At 66.5% G+C, this 23,443-nt stretch carries 24 protein-coding genes and 1 tRNA gene; 8 read left to right on the top strand and 17 right to left on the bottom strand.

Annotated features, from left to right (window positions below; translation table 11 throughout):
- Positions 1-6 precede the first annotated feature (6 nt).
- Positions 7-465 carry a phage terminase small subunit P27 family gene (locus ACLJO0_RS04250; protein ID WP_410576625.1) on the bottom strand — a complete coding sequence of 153 codons (459 nt, stop codon included), beginning with the start codon at positions 463-465 and terminating at the stop codon, positions 7-9.
- A gap of 136 nt (positions 466-601) precedes the next feature.
- Between ACLJO0_RS04250 and ACLJO0_RS04245 the strand changes: the two genes are divergently transcribed.
- The gene (locus ACLJO0_RS04245; protein ID WP_410576624.1) at positions 602-1,228 is read left to right on the top strand and encodes a hypothetical protein; all 627 of its coding nucleotides are present in this window, start codon (positions 602-604) and stop codon (positions 1,226-1,228) included.
- 1 nt (position 1,229) lies between these two features.
- On the opposite strand, the gene ACLJO0_RS04240 is transcribed toward ACLJO0_RS04245, so the two are convergent.
- From ACLJO0_RS04240 to ACLJO0_RS04225, 4 genes are all read right to left on the bottom strand, one after another.
- A complete protein-coding gene (locus ACLJO0_RS04240) occupies positions 1,230-1,826 on the bottom strand; it encodes a transglycosylase SLT domain-containing protein (protein WP_410576623.1) in 597 nt (198 codons plus the stop codon).
- A gap of 163 nt (positions 1,827-1,989) precedes the next feature.
- Complete coding sequence (locus ACLJO0_RS04235; protein WP_410576622.1) at positions 1,990-2,856, bottom strand: DNA cytosine methyltransferase; 867 nt, start codon at positions 2,854-2,856, stop codon at positions 1,990-1,992.
- A complete protein-coding gene (locus tag ACLJO0_RS04230; protein WP_410576621.1) occupies positions 2,838-3,764 on the bottom strand; it encodes a DNA-methyltransferase in 927 nt (308 codons plus the stop codon). Before ACLJO0_RS04230 ends, ACLJO0_RS04235 begins: the two co-directional genes overlap by 19 nt.
- A gap of 391 nt (positions 3,765-4,155) precedes the next feature.
- The gene (locus ACLJO0_RS04225; protein ID WP_410576620.1) at positions 4,156-4,461 is read right to left on the bottom strand and encodes an HNH endonuclease; all 306 of its coding nucleotides are present in this window, start codon (positions 4,459-4,461) and stop codon (positions 4,156-4,158) included.
- Between the two features lie 340 nt (positions 4,462-4,801).
- Here ACLJO0_RS04225 and ACLJO0_RS04220 point away from each other — a divergent pair, with 340 nt between their 5' ends.
- Complete coding sequence (locus ACLJO0_RS04220) at positions 4,802-4,990, top strand: helix-turn-helix transcriptional regulator (protein ID WP_410576619.1); 189 nt, start codon at positions 4,802-4,804, stop codon at positions 4,988-4,990.
- Positions 4,991-5,000: 10 nt separating this feature from the next.
- Here the strand turns inward: ACLJO0_RS04220 and ACLJO0_RS04215 are convergent, their stop codons facing one another.
- A complete protein-coding gene (locus tag ACLJO0_RS04215) occupies positions 5,001-5,237 on the bottom strand; it encodes a helix-turn-helix domain-containing protein (protein WP_158633252.1) in 237 nt (78 codons plus the stop codon).
- A gap of 97 nt (positions 5,238-5,334) precedes the next feature.
- On the opposite strand from ACLJO0_RS04215, the gene ACLJO0_RS04210 reads away from it, so the two are divergent.
- Complete coding sequence (locus ACLJO0_RS04210) at positions 5,335-6,543, top strand: tyrosine-type recombinase/integrase (protein ID WP_410576618.1); 1,209 nt, start codon at positions 5,335-5,337, stop codon at positions 6,541-6,543.
- 129 nt (positions 6,544-6,672) lie between these two features.
- Here the strand turns inward: ACLJO0_RS04210 and ACLJO0_RS04205 are convergent, their stop codons facing one another.
- A complete protein-coding gene (locus ACLJO0_RS04205; RefSeq protein ID WP_410576966.1) occupies positions 6,673-7,899 on the bottom strand; it encodes a M14 family metallopeptidase in 1,227 nt (408 codons plus the stop codon).
- A 116-nt stretch (positions 7,900-8,015) separates the two neighbouring features.
- Entirely contained in the window at positions 8,016-8,603 is a 588-nt protein-coding gene (locus ACLJO0_RS04200; protein WP_125786184.1) for a TetR/AcrR family transcriptional regulator, read from the bottom strand.
- A gap of 123 nt (positions 8,604-8,726) precedes the next feature.
- Here ACLJO0_RS04200 and ACLJO0_RS04195 point away from each other — a divergent pair, with 123 nt between their 5' ends.
- Both ACLJO0_RS04195 and ACLJO0_RS04190 read left to right on the top strand, forming a co-directional pair.
- On the top strand, positions 8,727-9,191 hold the full coding sequence (locus ACLJO0_RS04195; protein ID WP_125791186.1) for a GreA/GreB family elongation factor: 465 nt from the start codon (positions 8,727-8,729) through the stop codon (positions 9,189-9,191).
- Between the two features lie 121 nt (positions 9,192-9,312).
- Positions 9,313-10,827 carry a recombinase family protein gene (locus ACLJO0_RS04190; RefSeq protein WP_410576617.1) on the top strand — a complete coding sequence of 505 codons (1,515 nt, stop codon included), beginning with the start codon at positions 9,313-9,315 and terminating at the stop codon, positions 10,825-10,827.
- Between the two features lie 142 nt (positions 10,828-10,969).
- Here ACLJO0_RS04190 and ACLJO0_RS04185 read toward each other — a convergent pair whose 3' ends face one another.
- Positions 10,970-11,653, bottom strand: a complete 684-nt coding sequence (locus ACLJO0_RS04185) for a hypothetical protein (protein ID WP_410576616.1) — start codon at positions 11,651-11,653, stop codon at positions 10,970-10,972.
- Entirely contained in the window at positions 11,650-12,618 is a 969-nt protein-coding gene (locus tag ACLJO0_RS04180; RefSeq protein ID WP_410576615.1) for a replication-relaxation family protein, read from the bottom strand. Before ACLJO0_RS04180 ends, ACLJO0_RS04185 begins: the two co-directional genes overlap by 4 nt.
- 1,199 nt (positions 12,619-13,817) lie before the next feature.
- Here ACLJO0_RS04180 and ACLJO0_RS04175 point away from each other — a divergent pair.
- Both ACLJO0_RS04175 and ACLJO0_RS04170 read left to right on the top strand, forming a co-directional pair.
- The gene (locus ACLJO0_RS04175; protein WP_410576614.1) at positions 13,818-14,999 is read left to right on the top strand and encodes a helix-turn-helix domain-containing protein; all 1,182 of its coding nucleotides are present in this window, start codon (positions 13,818-13,820) and stop codon (positions 14,997-14,999) included.
- 734 nt (positions 15,000-15,733) lie between these two features.
- On the top strand, positions 15,734-16,159 hold the full coding sequence (locus tag ACLJO0_RS04170; RefSeq protein WP_410576613.1) for a helix-turn-helix domain-containing protein: 426 nt from the start codon (positions 15,734-15,736) through the stop codon (positions 16,157-16,159).
- A gap of 149 nt (positions 16,160-16,308) precedes the next feature.
- On the opposite strand, the gene ACLJO0_RS04165 is transcribed toward ACLJO0_RS04170, so the two are convergent.
- The 6 genes from ACLJO0_RS04165 to ACLJO0_RS04140 all read right to left on the bottom strand — a co-directional run bounded on the left by ACLJO0_RS04165 (position 16,309) and on the right by ACLJO0_RS04140 (position 22,547).
- Entirely contained in the window at positions 16,309-17,841 is a 1,533-nt protein-coding gene (locus ACLJO0_RS04165; RefSeq protein ID WP_410576612.1) for a PstS family phosphate ABC transporter substrate-binding protein, read from the bottom strand.
- Positions 17,842-17,913: 72 nt separating this feature from the next.
- Positions 17,914-19,401, bottom strand: a complete 1,488-nt coding sequence (locus ACLJO0_RS04160) for a flavin-containing monooxygenase (protein ID WP_410576611.1) — start codon at positions 19,399-19,401, stop codon at positions 17,914-17,916.
- On the bottom strand, positions 19,398-19,883 hold the full coding sequence (locus ACLJO0_RS04155) for an FAD-dependent oxidoreductase (RefSeq protein WP_410576610.1): 486 nt from the start codon (positions 19,881-19,883) through the stop codon (positions 19,398-19,400). Before ACLJO0_RS04155 ends, ACLJO0_RS04160 begins: the two co-directional genes overlap by 4 nt.
- Positions 19,880-20,809 carry a ferritin-like domain-containing protein gene (locus tag ACLJO0_RS04150; RefSeq protein WP_410576609.1) on the bottom strand — a complete coding sequence of 310 codons (930 nt, stop codon included), beginning with the start codon at positions 20,807-20,809 and terminating at the stop codon, positions 19,880-19,882. The genes ACLJO0_RS04155 and ACLJO0_RS04150 overlap by 4 nt, the downstream gene beginning before the upstream one ends.
- Positions 20,809-21,621, bottom strand: a complete 813-nt coding sequence (locus ACLJO0_RS04145) for an SDR family NAD(P)-dependent oxidoreductase (protein ID WP_410576608.1) — start codon at positions 21,619-21,621, stop codon at positions 20,809-20,811. The genes ACLJO0_RS04150 and ACLJO0_RS04145 overlap by 1 nt, the downstream gene beginning before the upstream one ends.
- Positions 21,621-22,547 (bottom strand): alpha/beta hydrolase, encoded by a 927-nt coding sequence (locus ACLJO0_RS04140; RefSeq protein WP_410576607.1) that lies wholly within the window; start codon positions 22,545-22,547, stop codon positions 21,621-21,623. The genes ACLJO0_RS04145 and ACLJO0_RS04140 overlap by 1 nt, the downstream gene beginning before the upstream one ends.
- A gap of 44 nt (positions 22,548-22,591) precedes the next feature.
- Here ACLJO0_RS04140 and ACLJO0_RS04135 point away from each other — a divergent pair, with 44 nt between their 5' ends.
- Positions 22,592-23,230 (top strand): TetR/AcrR family transcriptional regulator, encoded by a 639-nt coding sequence (locus ACLJO0_RS04135; RefSeq protein WP_410576606.1) that lies wholly within the window; start codon positions 22,592-22,594, stop codon positions 23,228-23,230.
- Between the two features lie 82 nt (positions 23,231-23,312).
- Here ACLJO0_RS04135 and ACLJO0_RS04130 read toward each other — a convergent pair.
- A tRNA-Thr gene (locus ACLJO0_RS04130) sits at positions 23,313-23,386 on the bottom strand.
- Between the last annotated feature and the right edge of the window lie 57 nt (positions 23,387-23,443).

The raw sequence follows: 23,443 nt of genomic DNA, 5'->3' as shown, positions 1-23,443 counted from the left end.
CGCCTCCTAATCGTCGTCAGGGTCACCCAAGATGTCGTCCAAAGTCGTCCGGCGCGCAGCGTTCGCGGCGATTCCCAGACGAAGGCGGGCTTCCAGATTCAGCCCGAGAGTTGTTTCTATGGCGCGCATTTCCTTCTCGGTGGACTCGACGTACCGCAGCGCCGGATGAATTACGGTCTGCCCGGTACTGCCCACTGTCGTGAGCCCGTCGATTTCCACTTCGCGCAGCAGAGCGGCCCGCCGGTCGTGAAGCTCGCAATAGCGTTCGATCACGAACCGGTCGGTTGCGGGGAGGTAGGCGCCTTCACCCGCAGCCCACACGGCCCGCCAGATCTCGCGGCCGACGTCGCCCAGCTTCGACGGTACGCGCGGCGCACGTCCGACGTGGACAGTTGGCGCGGACGGGGAACCGTTGGCACTGCGCGGGTTTCCGGAGCGATCCTCCGGCCGCTTCGCGTGCGACATGCCGACTACCTCCATCCCGTCTTGTGGTGTGCACCTCAACCGGCATCTCGCCGGCCGCGGGGTCTTTCTTGTGGTGTGCACACCAAGCTGCATGTCATCGCTAAGATTGATCGGACGAGCAAGCGGATGGGGAGCTATGGACTTGGGAGCACTTTGGCGGGATCTACCGAGATGGGTTCATGATCTCGATTGGGGAAATGTGCCGTCATGGCTGTCTGCATTATCGATTGTCGTCGCGGTTGCCGCATTCATGCGCGACAAGCGCAGACACCAACGGCGACAGGTTGACGAAGTCACAGCCGCAGGTCACGTTCTCTTTGATGCGCCGCGCATTCGCAATAGGGATGACTCCGAAGAGTCCGAGTACGATCCGCTATACGTCTCGCTCTACGTGCAGAATGCCAGCAAGCTTCCCGTTCGCGATGTTGTAGTTAACTACACTGTCCGCGTGCACTGGCGAGACAGGCGCACGCGAAAGTTCTACCGTACACGCTTTACCAGGGTGGCCTGGTACGCGCAGAATATCGACCCTGATACTACGATGAAACCGCAAATGTCTGAAATTGAGATAGCGGCACCGCCGAACGAACGCCATACATTGACGCGTGATGCCTCGCTGACTATCACACATGTGTACATACGCGACAGTGTTGGCAAAATGTGGGTGTGGTTCCCCGGCTCAGGCCGGGCGGCTATCCCCATGGGATTCAGAAGCGCGCTTCGGAACCTCGGATCGGGCATCCGTCGGCAAACTCAGTACTAGGTCAGTAGCCGCTGTAGCGGGCGCCCGTGCGCCTGCCGACGACTCCGGGCACGTTGCTTTCCGAGCCGTAGCGGCCACGGGCGTAACGAACTCCCGCAATGATGTTGTCGACGGGGTGGCGGATGTCGCCATAGCCGGGCAACGCCCATCGGTCGAACGTCGGCCGGATCGTTTGGACCAGGCCCACACTCGGCGTTCCGCGTCGGGCGTTGATGTCCCAGGTGTTCACGGCGCACGGGTCGCCGGAGGACTCGGCCGCGATGATGAGCCGCAGCGCATCCCTGTCAGTGATCGGCGGTTCGCCGACGTGCTCCAGCGCGGCGGAAGCTTGCGCAATCCATCGGTCGAGCGCGTCCCCCTTTGCGGGGCCACACGGCGGGTTCGAGTCCTTCGCCGGGGGTTCGGGGTCCGGGCCTGCCCCGGCGGGCTGCGGGCTCGCGGGCACCGAAGGCAAGGCGGGCCGGGTCGGTTCGGCAGGCTGCGACCACACCAGGGCCGGGCGCGGCCGGGGGTTCACGGCGTACACCGTGGAGAACAGGAGAACGGCGACGAGTGCCCCGGCGATCACGCGGTCGGTCGCCGACACGGAGCCGGGCAAGGTGCCTCCGTTCAGAGGTCGGCCGGGGACCGCCGTTGCGGACCGGCGTGTAAGTCCGTCCTTGGCGTCGCCCGGCGGGCGCGGAAGAGTGGGACCGCCCCGAACGGGGAGCACCAGGCCGCGAGAGGGGCGCGGCCGGGCTCAACCCGCACGGGGCGGTGGTCTACGCAGGCTGCGCGGAAGCGAGCTGCGGGAGGAGAAGGCACACGGCGGAGGCCGCTTGCTGCGGCACGACACCGTTACCGAGAAGGCGGAGTTTCTGCGCGCGGGACAGGCCGGGCATCTCTGCCACGTATCCAGGCGCAAGGCCCATGAGCCACTCAACGAACGGCGCGGTGAGCAGGTAAGTACCTCGCTCGGTCTCGAAGGCCGGAGCCGGGGCTACTCGCCTAAGGGCGTGTTCCCATCCTCGGACGGCGTCGGAGTACTTGCCCCAGTCGAGTCCTCCACCAAGCGCGCTATCGCCGTCTGAAGGTTGAGCCCTCCCCGGCGGCCCCCCGACCAGGCGCCCGCGTGGCACGTCGCGTGTGGGGTCGGCAGCAACCACGAATAGCCTCCGCCGCAGATGCGGCGCCCCGACATCACCAGCGGATACAACCGCCCATGCGAATAGATACCCAGCTTCGGCAAGGTCTGCAAAGACGACATCGGCGCCGCGCCGGAGATGTCCGGCAACGTTCTCCAGCACGATGACTCTCGGTCGAAGTACGCGAATGGCGCTAGCGATCCAGGGCCAGAGATGGCGGGGGTCTTCGGTTCCAAGTCGCCTCCCGGCGTGCGAGAAAGGCTGACACGGGTAACCGGCGGTCAACACGTCGACAGGTGGGACGGTCTGCCAATCGGTCGCCGTGACGTCCCCCAGGTTCGGGGCGGATGGGTGGTAGGCGGTCATGACCGCGATAGCCGCCGGGTCGATATCGGCCCACCACGCGAGCCGCCCGCCGAACACCTCGACGGCCGCGAGGTCGAGCCCGCCGAGACCGGAACACAGAGACCCGATCGTCGGAGAGGTCACTTGCCCGCCCGGCATCGGTCGAGCGCAAGGGCGAGATAGTCCGGGTTCAGATCGACCCCGATAGCGCGCAGACCTGCGGCGCGAGCGGCGACGAGCGACGTCCCCGACCCGCAGAAAGGGTCAAGGATCGTGGGGTGTGCACCACAAGATTCGGCACCGCGGCCGGCGAAGGGCTTCTTGTCGTGTGCACCACAAGAAGGCACGGACGCGGCAATACAGCGTTCGGCGAGCCGCAGCGGCATCGGCGCGAAGTGCGCGCCCTTGAAAGGCTGCGTCGGTAGCGTCCACACGTCGCCGGGATTGTGGCCCCGGTCTTCGTGCCCCGGTGGCGGCCACACGCTCGTGACGCTGTTGGCCTTCTTCGGCCCCGGCTTGCGGGCACGGCGGGACGGGGAGCGGTCGCCCGTGTACGGCTCGCGGACCGCGTCCAGGTTGAACCTGTACCGGTTCGACTTCGTCAGCAAGAACACCGACTCGTGCCGGTTCGAGAACCGGTCTTGCACGCTCTCCGGCATCGCGTTCGGCTTGGCCCAGATGATGGCGTTCCGCAGGAACCACCCGTCCGCCTGAAGGGCGAAGGCCACCTTCCACGGAAGGCCGATCAGGTTCTTAGGGCGCGTCCCGGTCGCTCCGGCCCGCAGCGGTCCGGACTTCGCGGTGTAGGCGTCGCCCAGGTTCAGCCACACAAGGCCGTCGTCGACGAGCACCCGGCGGACTTCGGCGAACACGGAAACGAGCCGTTCGACGTACTCCGCCACGGTCGGCTCATGGCCGATCTGTCCGGCGTCGCCGTAGTCGCGGAGCCCGAAGTACGGCGGGCTCGTCACGACCGCGTTCACCGAACCGGGCTCCAGCGTTCGGAGCACGTCGGCCGCGTCGCCCTGGTGAAGGGTGAGCGTCTCGTCTCGGTAGTACTCGGCCACGCGCTCACCTCCATTCAGTCGGCGCGGGGAAGCCCGCCACGGGGAGCTATCAACAAGGGCCAGACACCCGCGAAGCGCTCGACCCGTGACGGGCTGGAATGGCTGCCTAAGCCCCTGTTTCCGGGGGTTTTAGGCACGTTTTAAAGGGCTTTCGCCCTGCTTTCGGGCAGCGTGAACCGGCCCGCGAGCAGGCAAAACGCACGCTCGCGGGCGGCTCGTGCTGGTCAAAAAACGGACTCGCACTCAGGGCGTGTCCAAAGAGGGGCCGGGGTGTTCTACCGCCCCGGAGCGGCCAGACTTTCGCCCCGCCTTCCCCATGAGCGCGCAGCGCGTTCGCCTTCAGAAGAGAGCGTGAAGGATCGCAGGATGAGTAAGGGTGTGCCTGCCTGTCCTAGCTCTGTGGTCTGAAGATCCGGCGCGCGTTCTCGTCTTCGGTCTTGTCCTTGTGGCACGCGGTGCACAGCACTTGAATGTTGCCGGGCTCGTCGCGTCCGCCATCCCGCAGTGGCCGGATGTGATCCACCTGAACAGCCCGCGCGGGGAAGGTGTGACCGCAGCCCCGGCAGCGTGCCCCGCCTGCGCGGTTGATCGCTCGTCGGACTGCCTGCCGGACGCGGTCACCCGCCCTCCGGCGATGGCTACCCCCGCAGCGCTCACAGTGGGCGCCCCCAGGAACAGCCGTCCGGGGACAGGTCATGCACGCACGTCGGAGCATGAGCACCCCCAGGGCTGTTTGCGGCCTCTACTTACTTCAGTGGCGGTGGGGTGACATCCGACCAGGCGAAACGCCCTCCCTGTGGCGCACACCACACCAAGACGTGTCGAAGTGTCGATTAGAGCCCTTTTCTGTAATCCCCTTAGAGAGAAGAGAGCTATAGAAGACCTAGAAACACCCGCATTTCAACACTTCGACACTCCGCCCCGCGTCCGCCCGCAGCACGGCACGTGCCGCGTGTCCCCCTACCGCCACTGAGAGGTAATGACGGGAAACAAGGCGCACGACGAAGTCCGGCGAGCGCCTCCCGTGGAGGTGGCCTATGGGGGCACTGCTCACCGCGCGGGAAGTCGCGCAGTACTGCGGAGTGCCGCTGAAGACCGTCTACGGCTGGAACACGGCCGGAACGGGACCGAAGTACTACCGGGTTGGGAAGCACGTCCGATACAGAGCGTCCGAAGTGGACAAGTGGCTAGAGCGGCACGCTGTGACCCCGCGCGACCCGGCGTAGGGACTGACCTTCAGAGATCGGTGAACAACGTCGCGACGTCCACGCCGAGAGCGTCCGCGATTTGAAAGACCGCGTCCACGGACGCGCTGTTCCGCCCGGCTTCGATGCGCCCGTAGGTGGTGCGGTCGAGCCCGGCAGCGTCGGCGATGTCCTGTTGAGTCCGGTTCGCCTGCTCGCGCACGTCGCGAATCCGCACGCCAAGGGCAAGACGGCGGCGGGGAGCGGCCTTACGGCTTGTCGGCGGCACGGCGAACAACCTAGCCCACCCCAGAGGGAAGGGCGGTACGCTACAGTCCATGCGGCACATATGCCGCATTAGTGATCATGAAATGGGGTTGGCTTCGATGAGCGTTGAGGACCGGTGGCACCACAAGGGCACCCGCAAGCGCACGGCGGACTACGGCCGGGGCAAGCGGTGGCGCGTGCGGAACAAGGGCGCCCGGACCATGTCCTTTCACAAGAAGAGCGACGCGCAGGCGCACGACGTCAAGGTCAACAACGACTTGCTCAAGGGCCTTGTGCCGTTCGATCCGACGGCCGGGCGCGTCCTGGTGTCGGAGGCGGTCCCCAAGTGGCTCAAAGAGCGCTACTCCGACGTTCAGACCCGCCGAACGGTCGCGTCCCGGTTCAAGAACCACATTTTGCCGACGTTCGGTCACCTGCGGGTCTGTGACATCACCCTGTCGCGGGTCATGGAGTGGTGGGCGGAGATGTGCGAGAAGACCAAGCCCAACGGCGAGCGGTACGCGACCAGCACCCTTGAGCTTGTCTACGTCCATTTCGGCTCGTTCCTGCGGACTGCGGTCAAGGGCGCTACCAAGCTTCTCCCCGTGCATCCCTTCGACGGGTGGGACGTGGAGGTGCCCCGGCGTGACAGACGCGTCCGGAACATCTGGGAGCAAGAACGGGTCAACACCGTGCTTGCCGCCATGCCGGAGCGGGAACGGCCCATCGGGCTCGTGTCGGCGACGTGCGGGCATCGGCAGGGCGAAGCGTTCGCCGTCGCGCTCGAAGACGTGAACCGCTTCCGCAAGGAGATCACCATCCGCCACCAGGTGAAGCGCGTCGGCGGGAAGCTCGTCCTAGCCAAGCCCAAGGGCGGCAAGGTCCGCACGGTCCCACTCGCCGACGTCACCGCGACCGCCATTGCCCAGCACGCGGAGAAGCACGGGACGACGGTCGTCCGATGCACGTGCTGTAACAAGGACTGGCACGTGGTATTCACCAACGACAAAGGCGGCCTGATCGACCGCGCCAAGTGGAACCCGGACGTCTGGCATCCCGCGATCAAGGCGGCCGAACTCGCCAAGGGCGGCGCCCACGGGATTCACAACCTGCGCCACTACTACGCGTCCCGGCTCATCGAAGGCGGCCCCGGTCATCGGGGAGCGTCCATGGAACAGGTCCGCGACTACATGGGGCACGCTTCCATCGTCACCACCAGCGAGACGTATGGGCACCTGTTCGAGCAGGCTCACGAGCGCGCCCGCTCGCTCATGGATGACCTGTTCTCGGCTGTTGTGTACCCGCTGCGTACCGCCGAAGGCCGGTAGCCGTGTTAGCGCAGGTCAGACGGCTACCGGTCTCCGGGGCTACAGAAGGGGCCCTTCCCTACCTTGAGAGTCGTGAGGGCCTCCTTCCCTACCCTGAGAGTAGGGAAGGAGGCCTTCACGGAACGCCGCTCAGCCGATGGCGGTGTTCAGCAGGAGGTCCACGGCGCGGTCGTTACGCGTGGTCTCCCGGACGATCACCTCGTCGGGCGGGTAGAAACCGGGGTTGGAGCCCCGCGGGTACATCTCGAAGGTGAAGCTCAGGATCTTGTGGGTGCCCCACATCCAGTCGTCGATCGTCCCGTCCGTGATGTACAGGTCGCTCGACTGCTGCGGCGTGTAGCCGTTGGTCGCCGCCAGCTGCCTGCCCACCGTCTGGAAACGCTGCGCCTCGGCCGCGGTCATCCCCGGCGCGGTGTCGTTGTAGGTGAAGCCGAACGGCCACAGCACGAGCTCCGAATAGGTGTGGAAGTCGATGCTCGCCTTGATCTGCTGGACGCCGCCGATCTTGCGCGAGTTCACGAAGTTGGACACGGCCCTGGTCTCCGGCGCGGAGAACGCCGACGGGCCGCGGTAGGTCTCACTGGTCGTCGAGCCCGACGAACCGCCGCAGCAGCCCCAGTTGTAAGCCCAGTTGCGGTTGGGGTCGGTGCCGTTGCCCTGACGGTTCTTGCGCCAGTACTTGTAGCTGCCGCCGGAGATGTCGTACTCCGAGCCGTCCGGGTTGACGTTCGGGATCACGTAGATCTCGGTGCTGTCGACGAAGCGTTTGATCGCCGGGTCGGCGGCGTAGCCCTGGGTGAACCGGTTCACGATCCGCAGGCACATCTCGGTGGTGAGGTGCTCGCGGGCGTGCTGACCGCAGGTGAAGAGGACTTCGGGCTCGTTCTCGTCGGTCGCCACGTTGTCGCTGATCTTGAACATGTTGAGGGCGCGGCCCTGGTACGAATTCCCGACACTGCTCAGGCGCCCGATCGACGAGTAGGTCGAAGCGGCGTTGCGCAGGACCGTCGTGACCTCGGCGTAGTTGTGGAAGCCGGAGTCAGACGGCGGGAAGTCGTTGATCGCGTTGGTGCCGACCTTCTCCGACCTGTCGACGACGCCGCGCTGCTCGACGCGGAAGCCGAGCGAACGGACCTTCGCCGCGTCGGACGCTTCGCCGATGAACGTCGTGGTGCCACCCGCGGAGCCGAGGACGTCGACGCCCAGCCGGGAGATCTGCGTGCGCTGCTGCGCGGTGCCGGTCCCGAATACCTCGTAGATCTGCACCTGCGCGTCTTCGGCCTGCTGGTCGGCGGTCGCCGGACTCGCGGCGACCGGGATGGTGAACGCCGCGACGGCCGCGATCGCCACGGCCATGCACCGTCTTATGCGCATCGTCGTCTCCTAGCTCTGGGCAAGGGAAGGGGAACCTCACCATGGCCGGAGCCGGAAGAGGAGAACAATCCGTAACGGTACGGATCTAATGCGTATTTCTACCCGTAGTTCGCGAAACAGAGCGCTTCGATGTCGCCGCGCAGTGCGGCGAACGGCCGCCGCCGCACACGCTGCTGGACGATCGCGCCGAGCAGGTAGGACAGCAGGGCCCGTGCCCGCGCCCGCGGGTCTTCGACGTCGAGCGGGGCGAGCAGTTCCGCGAGCAGTTCGGTGATCGACGTCAGCATGACGTCGATGGCCTGCGGATGCTGCGCGCGGCCCGCCGCGATCCAGTATTCGAACCAGAGGAAGGCCGCGTTCGGGCGGCCGGAGAACTCGGCGAGGAAGGCTTCGAGCGCCGCGAAGAGCCGCTCATCCGGGTGATCGTGCTTCGCCGAAATTTTGCGCAAATCGGCCGTGAACGTTGTGATGTGCGCCGCCATCGCGCGGTCGATCAGGACGTCGATGTCCGCGAAGTAGTAATGAATCGCACTCTTCGTGAGCGGCCCGGCCTCCGCGATCGCGCGGACGGTGCACCCCGCGAGCCCGTCCCTCGCGAGCACGACACGCGCCGCTTCGACGATCTGTTCCTGTTTCTGCAGCTGATTGGGGGAGAGCCGCGCGCTGCGGCCGGGAACGGCGGTCACGAAGTTCCTTACACCAAGTAGTCAGGACACGAGCCCTGAAGCTTAGGGCAACCGTCCTGGCCGGTCACAGCGGGTGAAAAATCTAGGTGGCTAGCGGCCGATCTGTAGCGGACAATGCGCGGCATGGTGACCTCAGGGGACAACGGGTTCAGCCCGGCCGCACGACGGCAGCTGGAGAAGGAACTCGCCGATCTGCGTGCGCAGCGCGACGCGATGGCGCCGCTCGTCGGCGAGCAGGAACGAACCGGCGACGCCGCCGATCAGGCGGAGGTGCTGGACCGCGCGGAGGCCGCCGCCTACCTCGACCGGCGCATCGCCGACGTCGCGGCGAAGCTCGAGCACGGCGGCCGGAACAGCAAGGGCCTGCTCCCCGACGGCACCACCGTCACTCTCAAGTTCGCCGACGGCGACGAAGACGAACTCCACATCGTCACGATCCCGGGCGAGGACGCCGACGCCTCCACGGTCACTTCGGACAGCCCGCTCGGCCTCGCGCTCGTGGGTGCCAAGGAGGGCGACGAGATCAAGTACCGGACGCCGCGCGGCGAGACCAGCGCCACCGTCGTCACGCTGAAGCCGCCTGCCTGACCTCGGTCCAGGTGGTCGTGAGTGGCGATTCGGGTTCTAGCTGAACCTGTCTTATGTACCTACTGTGGATCACATGGGATTCAGTCATCAGGTTAGTGCAGGTCAGGGCGGGCGTCAGCCGGTGTTGGACTCGTATGCGCGCCTGTCGCGGAATCAGGCGGGGAAGCTGGAGAAGTGCGAGACCCAGCACGCCGACAACCGGGATGTGATCGACCGGTTGGGCGGCGTGCTGGGTGAGGAGATCTCGGACCCGAAGCTGTCGGCCTGGAACCCGAAGGTGCATCGTCCGGGCTGGGAACGGATCATGAAACGGGTCGCGGCGCGGGCGTCGGATGGGGTGGTGTTGTGGAACACCGACCGTGGTTGGCGGCAGTCGCAGGATCTTGAGGACCTGTTCAAGCTGATCGAGGGCACGGGCTATGACTCGTACACGGTGGCGTCCTCACACGGCCGCTACGACCTCACCGACTACAACGACCGGTACCAGCTACGGCAGGAGGTCGCGCACAATCAGCGCAACTCCGATGAGGCGTCTCAGCGGATCTCACGGCGGTTCGAGGTGCTGCGCAAGCGCGGTATCCCGCATCACCAGGGGCGCCGGTTCGGGTTCGGGGGTCTGGACCGGACGGTGCCGCGTGAGGAGTGGTTGGACGCGGACGGAAAGGACACCCGTAAGCCTGTTCCGGCGGAGTTGGTGGAACGCGAACGCAGGGCGTTGAGGGACGCCACGGACGCCGTGTTGGCGGGGGTGTTCCAATCCACGATCGCGGACGAGTGGAACGCGGCGGGACTGCTCACGATCACGGGTAAGACGTGGCTGCCGCGCCAAGTCGGTGAGGTACTGCTCAGGCCGATCAATGCTGGTCTGATCGAGCATGACGGCGTGGTGGTGGGCACGATGCCGGGTGAGCCGATCGTGAAACCGGAGAAGTTCACCAAGCTGCGCGCGTTGTGTGCGGGGCGGACGCAGGGCCAGCATCCGAGCGGGGTCTACGTAGGGTCGGGGATCTTGCGGTGCCCGCTGTGCGGGCGAGGTGTGAGCGGGCGCCCGCATTCGGGGAACTACCCAGACGGTGAGCGGCGACGGCAGTACGGGTGCTCGAAGAGTTCGGGCGGGTGCGGCAAGGTCGGCGCCGATATGCGGCGGGTGGATCGTGAATTGCGCGGGCTGGTGATCTCGCGTCTGTCGGACACCAAGCACGCGGCGGCGATCCGGGCCGCGCGTGCGCGTGTCTCGGAACGGTTGGCCGAGATCCACATGGAACTCGGTGAGTGTGAACGCTTGTTGAAGTCGATCGCGGCGAAACTCGGCGCGGGGAAGATGACCGAGGACGCTTACGATGCGGCCAACGAACCGCTGATGGCCACACATGCACGGTTGGAAGCGGAGCGGGACGAACTGACCGGCGGGAACCCGGACGGTCCTACCGAGGCGATGAGCAGTGAGGACGCGGCGGCGCAGTGGGACGCGGCCGAGTTCGATGAACGCCGCGCGATGCTCACCGACGCACTCAGCGGTGACACTCTGTATCTCGACCCCGCCGCTAAGAACGGGAAACGGCAGTTCGACCCCAAGCGGGTGCGGATCGACCCGCACAAGCCCAAGCGCCGTACGCGCGGCCAGCACGCGGCCTGATAGAGCAACGACCCGAGGCCACACCACCCCGGAAACGGGGGCGGGTGTGTCCTCGGGTCGTCGGTGTGTCAGGCCGCGCGGCGGCTTTCGTCGTTCCTCTCAGCGTTGGCGGCGTGGCGGCGTTTGTCGATGCGGTTAAGGATCACCGCGAGTGAGGTGATCCGTTCTTCGGTGAGCGGCGGGAGGTCGGCGACTTTCGCGGCCCACCGGTCGACCGCTTCGGCGTCGAGTCGGGCTTGTTCTTCGGCGTACGTTTCCTTCCTGCGGGTGTCTGCTTCGGTGGCCTTGAGGTGGCGGTGCGGGCGGCGTGGGTGCGGTTGCCGGGTGGGCATGGCGGCGGTGTCCTCTCGGCGCGTGGTGCGGGTATCGGCGGTGTGAGTTCGGCTGGCGTCTCCTTTCCAGGGGTTGCGGTGACAGGTTCGGCGGGCACGTCGATGCATGCCCCGGTCGCGAGGTCGTAGACGGACAGTTGGCGGGCGGCGCGTCCGTGGTCGAGTGCTTCGGCCAGGGTGGGCACCACAATGGACACATCGAGGTACACGCGTCCGGTGTCGGGGTTGTGCCAGCCGCCGAACGCCCTTCCCTCCACATGCAGGATGGGTGCGTGGCGGGTGAGGTAGGCGGCGAGCTCATCGGGGGTCACGGGTGCCTCGGTGACGTGTTCGTACTGCGGGTGCACCGACACCGCGAACCCCGTACGCGGCGTGACACCCGTGACGGGGTCGACCGTGAACCCGCCGTCCGGGACGGCGCACGCGGCTGCCAGTTCAGCCAGCCGCGCCACCGACAACCCGTCTTCCTGCTCGGTGGTGGCTTGGTTGTTCACGCGGACCTCCGGGGAGTGAGGCCGGACGGGGAGTCCCACCACGCCGGTTCGCGCGGTGGTGCGGGCGCGGCGGCGAGTAGCGGCATGATCGCCTTGTCGCCCGGCTGGAACGCCGCTTCCCCGTACGGGAGTTCCGGGGCGTGGTGGCTCACCCGTGGACCCCGTTCGGGCAGGTTCGCCAACGTGAGCCGGGTGACCGGACCATGGTCACGGCCGGACCACAACGTCCACACCTCTCCCGCCGGATCATCGGCGCCCGGCAGGTCCCGCGCGGTCGTCGCGATCACCACGCCCGGATCGTGTCCACCGAGGAACTTCACCAGCCCGGCCCGGAACGCCTGTTCCCGCCGCGCGGAGTGCAGGGAGAACAGCAGCACCCCGAACCGATCGGTGTAGAACGCACTGTAGGCGGCGATCTTGCGGGCCAGCACCCGCAGCGACTCGGTACCGGTGTCGTATTCGAGGAAGAACCGCACCGCGCGGCCGCCGGACTCCCAGCAGCCGTAGCCGTCCGGCCGCACCCGCGCCTCGCCCCCGTCGGTTCCCTGGTTGGTCCAGAAGAACTCCGCCGAGCGGCGTTCCGGCCACCACTGCGTTAGCCTCCCCGCCCCGCCGTCATCGGTGCGGGTGGGGTTCGAGTGCGCGGCCAGCCCGCAGAAAAACCCGTTCACCCCGAGCTGATGAGTGAGGGTCGGTAAGAACGCGAGCCGTTCCAGCCGTTGCATGTGGGCTTTCGCGGTCGGCGGGGTCACCGCCCGCGCGGCGGCGATCATCCGCGCCCCTATATAGCCGAGCGCGTAGCGGGCCTCACTGGTCCCGCCGAACATGTACGAGTCACGGAACGCGAACAGCACACCCAACGACCGCAACCGCGCCAAACGGTCTTGCGCACGGCGCCGTGACGAAAACTCCAGTGACGCGATCTGGCCCGTGGTCAGCACCTGGTGTTCGGCCAGCAGCCACAACAGGCGACGATCCCGCTCGACCAGGCGGAACCAGATCCCAGGGTTGGGTTCACCAGGCCGGACCGACCTGGCCGGCGACCGTCCCGCGGCCGCAGCCGACGACCCCGCGGACCCCACCTTTTTCCGGGTGGATGATGACTCATACCCCTTCACTCGGCCTCCCTCACCGGGCCGCCGAATCCACGCCGTACCAGGGGACACGCGACCAGCGTCCCCGGCGCTTGGGGCGGCGGACATAGAACGCCGAGCCGATGCCGAAGCATCCGCCGAACCAACCGCCAACCCATCCGCACCGCCACCACCGAGACCACGTGAACCGCTGCCGGGCGGCACTGCGGCTTGTGGCGACTGCGTAGTTTTCCTGTCAGACATGAGAAACAACCTCTTTCGAACACGCGACGAACCGAGCAAGACCGAATAGCTATCCAGTTGTCTCTACCGCTCACACGACCAATCGGTGATCACCTCCTTGCGCCCCCTAACTCCGAAAAAAACACTGTTTTTGGACATTGCATTGGCAAACTTCTCAACTTTTACCCGAATGGGGGACGGGGTCGGGCCCCCCGCCATCTGGGCGCCCTGCAAGCCCTCACCAGCGGATCAGCCGTTCCCCGCCCCGGCGGGTGGGGCAGCGGAGTTACAGCGTCGAAACTGCGCCGAACCACCCGCCTGACACGTTTTGGCGACGCGGGATGCCTTACCGCGCCCTTTCGAACCAAGAGGCCGGATTTCGGGCCTTTTTTGGACACCAAGCGCGGCACGGTCACCCGGGTTGGGCTCCCGCCAGCCGGGCGCCTCAAGCGGCGTCGCCAGCGGGTCAGTCGCCCCGTTTCAGCGAGTGAGGCGGCACAGTTACGACGCCGACCAAGCGCCGCACCATCCGCCGGACACCTTGTTCACTGGGCAATACCGAGAAAGCAGAGTCTTTGCGGCACGGGTTCTCGAATAACTTGTTTCACGTTCCGTGAGTGCGGCCGCCGTCCCCTCCTTTCGCAGCAAGAAGCCGGTTTTCGGGCCCTTTTTCGACACCGAGCACGCCAAGGTCACCCGAAAGCACCAATGCTTGGTGCATGTTCGCGTCTTCCGGCATGGGTTGATGGAGGCACGATGATGACGGTGACAGTGCGGGCTGACAACGAAGCGGGGGTACGCTGGTCTGGTAGTTCTCCGCGTGCGACTCCGCGAATGAGGGATGCGTAATGTCCTCGCCGATCAGCAACAGGCTACGAGAGATTCGTAAAGCTCAAGGCAAGTCGCTAGCGGTCATCTCCGGGCTGGCTGGTATTTCGCCGTCGTACCTGTCCCGGCTCGAATCCGGCGATCGGGCGCTTGACCGCCGATCGCTTGTTGTCGCCCTCGCCAACGCTCTCGAAGTGGCGCCGAGTGAGATCACCGGGGCCGCCATCACCATGGGCGAACTGGAGGAAGACCACTCCCTAAACCAAGTACGACTCGCGCTTCTCGCCGTCAGCATGGGCGACCCGCGTGGGGAAGTTATGCCTCTGGAAGCCTTGCTGCTCCGAGCTTCCGACCTTCTCGCCAAACAAAGAGAGTGTGACTACGCCCTGGTCGGGGCTCTGCTGCCGCAACTGATCAGGGACCTCCATGCCACCTTGGATGCCCGGCGCGACGAGCGGGAAATTCTCCGGCTGCTGGTGACAACACACGTGCAAGGCACCCAAGCGTGGCTTGGTGACATCGGCGCGAGCATGGACCTCGCTTGGCAAGCCGTCAGCCTTGCGCAACGCGCGGCCGAACGGCTCGATGAACCACTGTATGGGGCGGTGTCGGCCTTCGGGACAGCGTTCGGACTGATCGGTGCCGGAGGCTTCGACATGGCTGCCCGCACGCTTGCCGATGCCGCGCCCGGTACCGCGACGTCAGCGGACATGCAGGTGTCCGGGATGCTTAGCCTGACGTCCTCTCTCGTGTCCGCTGCGCGGAAGGACAACACGCAGCGCGTAGCTGCGCTTGACCATGCGGCCGATCTGGCGGTTCACGTCGGCGAGGGCAACAACGCATTGTGGTTCGGCTTCGGACCATCGAACGTAGGCGTGTGGCGCATGTCGGTGGCGCTGGAAGCCGGAGAACACGCGGACGCCGTAAAGATCGCTGAGATGGTCAACCCGGATGCGCTACCCACGCCAACGCGGCGGTCGGCCTACTATCGGGAGTACGGGCGCGCCCTCGCCAGATTCCCTAAACGCCGTGACGAAGCCGTGCTGATGCTCCGCCGGGCGGAGAAAATCTCGCCTGCCCGTATTCACCGGCACCCGTTCATGCGCTCGATCCTTGCCGAACTGGTTGCCAAGGGCACCAAACAGGCCGCTGTCGGCCGCGAACTTCGCGGCATGGCGTACCGGGCTGGCTTGCGCGTCTAACTCGAACGTGTAGCCCATTCGAGTGTTTGCCACCGTGGCAAGTTTCGGATCTTGACCGGCTCGAAACTGATCATGTGACTGCACACGAAGGCGGAACACCTCCGGCGACTAGCGGAGAGAACGAGGATGACAGGAATTCGAATGCCTGGCACGGCAGTGAAAAACATTGCCATAGCGGCCTGACAGATCTCGGGTTCGATAATCGAGGCCATCGCCGTGCTGGTGAAATCGACCTTGAAAACCGCCATCACGGCACGACGATCGCGGAGATGACCGCCGCCGATTGGGCGGAGGCAGCACGAATGCTACGGGCGTGGGATGCGGGGTGGCGACCGTGATCCACGGAGCGCGGCCGGGGCGGCATGGTGGGCTGTACATCTGCTGGCATCGCAGCCAGCATGACGGGCAGGATCATGCGGTCACAGATGAGGAATTCTTCCGTGCACGCAAGGAAAACTCCCGTGGACGGTATATGGCCTTGTGTGGTCACGTGGTACTGGCGGCGCCGATGCTCATGCCGAACGGCCGCCCATGCGAGGGCTGCCGCGCGTTCGTGAGGGCCTGGTCAACTGCGCGCACTGTTCGACATTGGCGGCGACCGACACGGCATCGCGCACCGGCCGGATGGCGCCGCCTTGTCCGGAAATGCAGCCGTGTCACACCGCGAACACAAGCTTGACGCAAGCAGCAAATTGCTATTCGCAAACTTCGAGTGAACTGAAATGGATCCGAGCATGAAAACGCGTGGCGCGATGCCGTTGGCTGATGCGAATAGTGACAGGGAGGCGATGCAGGAGATTGTCCGGGTTCAGCATCAACTGTCCAGGATCAGGAAATCCCGAAAGTGGTCTTTGAACTACGTGGGAATCGAGTTGGATGTGCATCCATCTACCGTATGGCGATGGGAGAACAACCCTGCCTATTCCGGCAATGTCGGCGAGCTTCAGATGTATGCACGCTTCCTTGGCTATACGCTTCGGGTTCTAGTCGTTGCCGACGACATCAACGAATCAAAAACAGTAGTCCCTGAAGATTCTGAGCATTCTGACGGTATCGCTACTGGCGAGCTAAGGTCTTTGCCTGGTGGCGATACCGGCGGCTACTTCACCCCCGAAGCACACCACTTTGGTGCCGCTCGCGGTCCCGCGCCGGACCAGTAAGGCCACGAACGGTTCGCTTGCTCTGCTGACTTCAGGCCACCAGAGCAAGCGAGCCAAATCCGCAGGTCACGAGTAGGTAACTTAAACAGGGTCAGCTCTAACCCGAATCGCCACTCACGACCAACGTGCCCCACTCGCCACCGCCGCCTTCACGCGCCCGGACGGCACAGCACCGGATTCGCCAGTTCGGCGCACGGCCGGTGCCCGTGGGACCGCACGATGTCCTTGCCGACCTGGTTGGTCAGGTACCGCAGGAAGCTGGCGACGAGCGAGTCCGCCTTCGGCTCGCCGAACGTGTACGCGTACTCGGTCTCCCAGAACGGGTACGCCGCGTGGATCGCGCCCTCCAGCGTCGCCTGATGGCCGTCGATGCGGACCGGCAGCACGTCCTGGCGTTTCGTGGCCGCGCCGAGTTCGCTGTAGCCGAGCGCGCCCGGCACGCGCGACACCGCGTCGAGGACGTCGTTCGTGGACGGCTTCGCGCAGCGCACCACACCCGGCTGGGCGCCCGGCGCCGGCTTGAGGCAGTCGTCGGAGTTGTCTCCGGGCTCCCGCTTGCCCGCCAGGATCTGTTCCTCGAACGTCCGCCGCGTGCCGGAGTCGGAATGCCGGTCGACGAGCCGGACCGGCCGGTCCTTGCCGCCGATCTCCTTCCAGTTCGCGATCTTGCCGTCGTAGACGTCGCGGATCTGCGCGAGCGAAAGGTCCTGGACGCCCGCTTCGGCGTTGATCACGAGCGTGAACAGCGAGAACGCGACCGGACGCGGCAGCAGTCGCGGGTAACCCTCGCCCTTCGCCCCGTCGGAAAACGCCAGCGTGCCGTCGTTCCCGGCCTGGTTCAGGCTGCCGAGCCCTTCCGCGCTCCCCCTGCTGTCGAAGGTGAACGATGCGCCCGGGCACGTCTTCGTGTACGAAGCCGTCGTCTCCTTCAGCACCGGCGCGAAGGCCGTCGATCCGGTGATCGTGAGCTTCCCGGACGCGCAGTCCAGCGGAGGCGGCTTCTCGTCGAAGACCAGCGAGCGGGTCAGCTGGAAGATGCTGAGCACCACGAGGAAGAGGATCAGCGCCATCACCGAACCCGTCGGCCCGGTGCGGCTCTTGGTCTCGCGGAGGCTGCCGCCCTTGATCTCGCCGATGACCTGGGGATCGTCGAAAGCGTCGGGCGAGCCGTTGGGGATACGGTCGAGTACGGCGAGGATCTTGTAGTGCGCGCCGCGGTTCAGCGGCACCCTCGGCAGGTCGATCACCCCGGCAGGCCGTTCGGGATTCTCGTCGCGCGCGCCGAAACCGGAGTCGTCGCCGAAACATTCGTGCAGATGCGGCGAGCTGAGCTCGGTCACCACCATCCCGGCCACGGTGCGGCCGGGGAACTTCACGCGGACGCCGACGCGATCGTTCTCGTTGACCGCGTAATCGTCTGTGTCGATGTCGGTGGTGCCGCTGTTCTCGATGCGCAGCAGCACGAACGACGGGTCGACGAGCCGCTCGCCGTTCTCGTGCTGCAACTGCGCGAGCGCGTCCGCCGTCGGCGCGAACCCGCGTCCGGACGCCGTCGGGGTGTCCATCTGCACGCGGTAGCCGAGCCGTTTGCGGCCGACCAGCACGAACTCCCACAGGAACGCGACGGCAGGGACGGCGATCCCGACCACCGCGAGCAGGACGTCCCAGGGAAAGCCTTCCAAGACCAGCCTCCAGGTTCGGGGAATCGAACCTAAGGCTCATCCCGGCCGGGGACGGCGGACTTCAGCCAGTGTTCACCGGCCGTCCGCGAAGGCGTAGTCGTCGAGGTCGAAGAACCGGCTCGTCACCATCGTTTCCAGCGTGGGCGAGGCACGGAACGGCACGTCCCCGTTCGCGTCGAAGTAGTAGCTGTTGGCCAGCGAACAGCTGTCCTGGAAGAACACCTGGTGCTTGCGGCGGTCCAGCATGCTCCGGAAGTACCGGTCGTTGGCCTCGTTCGTGACCTCCACGCGGGTCGCGCCGGTCTTCCGCGCGTTGCGCAGGCACCGGATGATGTGCGCGGTCTGCGTCTCGATGAGGTTGAAGTACGAGGAACCGTTGTAGCCGTAGGGCCCGAGGATGGTGAAGAAGTTCGGGAAGCCGGGGACGCTGACGCCCTGGTAGGCCTGGAACCGGTTCTCCTCCCAGAACTTCTCCAGGTCGGCGCCGCCGGATCCGCGTACGGTGAACGCGGGCATGTTGCCCTTCTCGAACACCTTGAACCCGGTCGCCAGCACCAGGACGTCGATCGGATGCTCGGTGCCGTCGACGGTGCGCACCCCGGATCCGGTGATCGCGTCGATGCTCGTGGTCTCCAGCGTGACGTTGTCCCGGTCGAAGGTCTGCAGGTAGTCGTTGGAGAAGCTCGGCCGCTTGCAGCCCAAGGCATAGCGCGGGGTGAGCTTCTCGCGGGTCACGGGGTCCTTCACCGCGCGGCGCAGATGCGCGCGCCCGATCCGCTCCCCCGCGCCCGCGGTCGGCAGGAGATTGTGGAAATGCGCGGCCAGCGGGAAGGTCACTTCGACCAGCGCCTGGCTGGCCAGCCGGGACACCAGTTTCGCGCCGGGCAGCCGCCGCAGCGCGAGCCGCGCCGCCCGCGGCAGGACGGCGTCGGGTTTGGGCAGGCACCAGATCGGCGTCCGTTGGAACACCGTCAGATGCCCGGCCTCCGGCGCGATCGACGGGATGACCTGCACGGCCGAGGCCCCGGTCCCGACGACGGCGACGCGTTTGCCGCGCAGATCGACGCCGTGGTCCCAGCGGGCGGTGTGCATGACCGTGCCCCGGAAGGCGTCGAGCCCGTCGATGTCCGGCGGCTTCGGCTGGGTGAGCACGCCGGTGGCGCCGACGACGAACCGCGCCGTCATCGACCAGCCGTCGGCGGTTTCCAGGCGCCACAAGTGCGTTTCGTCGTCGAAGGCCGCGGAGACGACCTTGCTGCCGAGGCGGGTGCGGCGGCGGATGTCGTACTTGTCGACGCAGTAGTCGGCGTACGCCTTCAGTTCGCGGCCCGGCGCGTAGACCCGCGACCAGCCGGAGATCTGCTCGAACGAGAACTGGTAGCTGAACGACGGGATGTCGACGGCGACGCCGGGATAGGTGTTCCAATGCCAGGCGCCGCCGACACCGTCGCCCTCCTCCAGCATCAGGAAGTCCTCGAAGCCGGCTTTTTGAAGCAGGATCGCGGCGCCGATCCCGGAGAAGCCGCCGCCGATGATCGCGATCTCGTGGTCCGGCGTCATGCGGGAAGTCCTTCCTTGGCGAAAAGCGAACTGGCGCCGAGCACGACGACGTCGGCCTGGTGCTCGATCCCTTCGGCGGTACGGATTCCGTGGGGTACGAAGGCGTAGACCGGCCAGGTGATGAGTTTGCAACCGGGCTTTTCGAGCGCGCCGTAATAACCGAGACCGGGCGCCGTCCGACGCGACCCGAAGTGGCGGTCGGGGGTCAGCAGCCTGCGGAGCCACGGGTCTTTCACCTGCCAGCGCAGGAAGACCTTGGCGACGGCGATGCCGAGGACGTCCGGCCCCGGGACCGGCATCGGTACCACCCAGTCGGGTTCTTCCTGGAACACCTTCACCGCCCGCGCGGTGGCCGCCACCTCGGGCACGATCTGCGCCGCCTCACGGCCGGGCGCGACCACGGCGACCCGCTGCCCGGCGAAGTCCCGTCCGAACCAATCGGTACCGCGCAGCACCTCGCCGCGGAATTCGCCCAAGGTCATGACGCGACCGGTTCGTGGGTGATCTCCTCGGTCCACGACTGCGGCTTTCCCAGCAGCCGCGCGGGGATCAGGCGGGTCATCTTCACCATCGGGTCGGCGAGCAGCCGGTGGTAGGCGTGCGAGCGGTCGACGATCATCGCCGCCTGCGCCTTGAGCACGTGGTACGCCGGGATGCGTTTCGTGAACTCGCCGCGGCCGCCGATCGTGGAGAACCGCTTCACGGCGTTGTACAGCTTCTTCTCCGGCAGACCCATCGCCACGATGTTGTCCCGCATCTTGTTGATCAGCGGGACGAACACCACGATCAGGCCGAGGACGATCTGGGGTTTGAGCGAGCCGACGGATTCGGTGAGCAGCTTGGTCGTGGAGCCGGCGCCGATCAGTTCCAGCACCTCGAAATCGGCCGTGATGTGCCGGGACTCGTCGGAGTTGATATGCCGGAACACCTGGTGGCACACCGGATCGGAGACCTCTTCCAGCAGGAACTTCACCAGTGCGCCGTCCAGCGCGCATTCCAGCAGCGGGATGAGCGTGGCCAGCGCCGTCAGCGGCAGCGTGTCGCCGTAGTCGTCGAGGACCTTGATGGCGAGTTTGACGTTGATGTTCGGCTCGGGCATCGAACCGTGCTCGTCGAGCATGCCCCAGCGCTTCATCAACGCCAGTTCGGCGTTGGCGTGCTTCTGTTCCTCGGCGTGGAAGTAGCGGTAGATCTCCTGGATGACCGGTGTCGGGGCCTTCTTGGCCAGCGAGGCGAACCCGCGGGCGCCGACGTGCTCGATCCACACGAGATCGGCCATGAACGGCCGCATCTTGGCGCGGAGTTCGTCGGTCATCGTCTCCGCGCCGGGCGCGTCCCAGTCGATGTCGGCCAGCGACCACTGCTTGTCCTTGATGGTCTGGAGCATCGCCTCGAAGTCGTAGGCCATCACTTCTCCTTTTCGGCGGGCAGGAACCGGCCGAGCAGACCGGCGATCCGCGTGTACGGGACGGGCACGAAACGCTTGGCGTGCCAGAGAAGCTGAGCGTCGGGTTGCGGCACCACGTAGAGACGGCCGCGATCGTGGGCGTCGAGGGTCGTCCGCGCGACTTTTTCGGCGGAGAACCCGACCACGTCGGAGACCCGCCGCGCGAGGCCGCGCGCCTCGGCGTCGATGAGTTCGCCGTCGAAGATGTTGGTACGCACGAAAGTCGGGCACAGGACGGTGACCGCGACACCCGTGCCGGACAGCTCCGCGGCCAGTGTCTCCGAAAGACTGACGACCCCGGCCTTGCTCACGTTGTAGGCGGCCATCCTCGGTGCGGCGGTGAAGCCGGCGGCCGAGGCGACGTTGATGACGCCGCCCGCCTTCGCCGCCCGCATGGCGGGGACGAAGGTGTGGCAGCCGTGGATCACACCCCAGAGATTCACGCCGAGGGTGCGCTGCCAGTCGGACAGCGGGCTCTCCCCGACGGGTTTGCCGCCGGCGCCGATCCCGGCGTTGTTGACGACGAGATCCGGCTCGCGGCCGAGCCAGGAACGCGCCTGGCTCGCGAGCTCGGCGACTTCATCCACACTGGACACGTCGCAGGCGATGGCGACCGCGTTCTCGAGCGTTTTCGCGGTTTCCTCGGCGGCTTCGAAGTCGATGTCCGCGCACACGACCCGGCTGCCGCGCCGGACGAGTTCGGCCGCGATCGCCCTCCCGATCCCGCTGCCCGCGCCGGTGACGACGGCGTGTGCTCCGTGAGTCCGTTTCACTAGGCCGCCTTTTCGATCGCTGTCAGATTTTCGGTCAGGAACCGGCAGGCACGCTCCATCGCGGGCCGCGCCTCCGGGACGAAGCGGGTCAATGCCTGGAACACGTGCATCTGACCGGGGACCACGTCGAGTTCGCAGTCCGCGCCCGCGCGGCGCAGCGCCCTGGCCAGCTCGATGGCGTCCGCGGCGAGCATTTCGAGTCCGCCAGCCTGGATGATCGTCGGCGGGAAGCCCTTGATGTCGTCGAAGGCGAACCGCAACCGTGCCGACGCGAGGTCGGCGTCCACTGTGTACAGACCGACGAGCCGGGCGGCCGCGGCGGCGGAGATCATCGGGTCCGGGCTCATGCGTTCCCTCTGGGCGGCCAACGAGAAAGTCACGTCGAACAACGGTGAGAAGAGGGCCAGCGCGGCAGGCGGATCCTTGCGTTCCCGGATCAGCTGCGCGGCGAGATCGACCGCGAGATGCCCTCCCGCCGAGTCACCCGCGACGAGGATCCGCCGATATCCCTGGTCGAGGAGCCGTTCGTAGGCCGCGCGGACGTCGTCGGCGGCGCTCGGGAAGCGATGCCGGGGCGCGAGCCGGTACTCGCAGGCGAAGACCGGCAGCCCGGTGCCGTCGGAAACCCGCGTGGTCAGCCCGCGATGCGTGCGCGCCGAGCAGAGCGCGTAGCCGCTGCCATGGACGTAGAGGACAACCGCGTCGCCTTCGGTCACTTCGGGGCCGCGGACCCACTCGCCACCGACGCCGGGCTGGACGCGGCTTCCCTTCAACGGCGGCGAAGCCAGCCACAAACTGCTCGCGATGAAAGCGCGGGAGAACGCGACGCCCGCCCGGTTGGCCGGGATCGCGTTGGCGATCGGCCGCACGAAGGCGGACGTCAGCGCGGCGGCCAAACCAGGTCGCAGGCCATTCTGCGGTCGCATGCCCTCAGAATGAATCCGAGGGCACCTGCTGTCAAGATGGACAGGTGACCGCGTCCCGCCGCTACAGCGGCAAGACCGCAGACGAACGCCGCGCCGAACGACGGCTCGCGCTGCTCGCCGCCGCACTGGACATCTGGCAGGAACAAGGCTGGGCGGCGGTCACCATGCGCGGCGTCTGCGCGCGGGCGAACCTGACGGACCGGTACTTCTACGAGAGCTTCGCGAACCGCGACGCCTTGCTCGCCACCGCCTGGGAACAGGTCCGCGACGAGACCCTGCGGATGATCCTCGACGCCGTCGCCGCCCGGATCGAGCAACCCGCCCTCGACCAGCTCCGCGCCGCCGTCGACGTCGTCGTGCACCACGTGCAGGAAGAGCCATCCCGCGCGCAGATCCTGTTCGGCGACCACGCGGGCAGCGCGGTGCTGGAGCAACTGCGGCGGCAGACCGTCCAGGAGACCACCGGCCTGCTGATCGAACTCGCGCGGCCGCATCTGAAGCCGGACGTGGACGGGCTGGAGTTCCGCGTCAACGTCCTGCTGGGCATCGGCGGCTTCGTCGAGATCATGCTCGCTTGGCGCTCCGGCCTGCTCGACGCGGACGCGGACACGCTCGTCGACCACCTCACGGGAGTGGGCACTTCGCTGTCGCGGATGTTCCTCAAAGGTGACACCAACGAGTGAATTTCCGTTCCGGGTGCGGAGCCTGCCCCGGAAACGGATCAGGGCCCCATCCGGAGTGTCCGAATGGGGCCCTGACCTGCGGAGCCGCCTAGGGGAATCGAACCCCTGACCTATTCATTACGAGTGAATCGCTCTGGCCGACTGAGCTAAGGCGGCGGACATCGGGCTCGCACCCGATGACGGAGACAAGTGTAGCGGAGGCTTGAACGTCAC

The sequence above is a fragment of the Amycolatopsis sp. lyj-108 genome (assembly GCF_046549005.1).
In the GTDB taxonomy this organism is placed as follows: Bacteria; Actinomycetota; Actinomycetes; order Mycobacteriales; family Pseudonocardiaceae; genus Amycolatopsis.
Note: the sequence above shows the minus strand (reverse complement) of the source record. Positions and strands in the feature narration are given on the sequence as shown.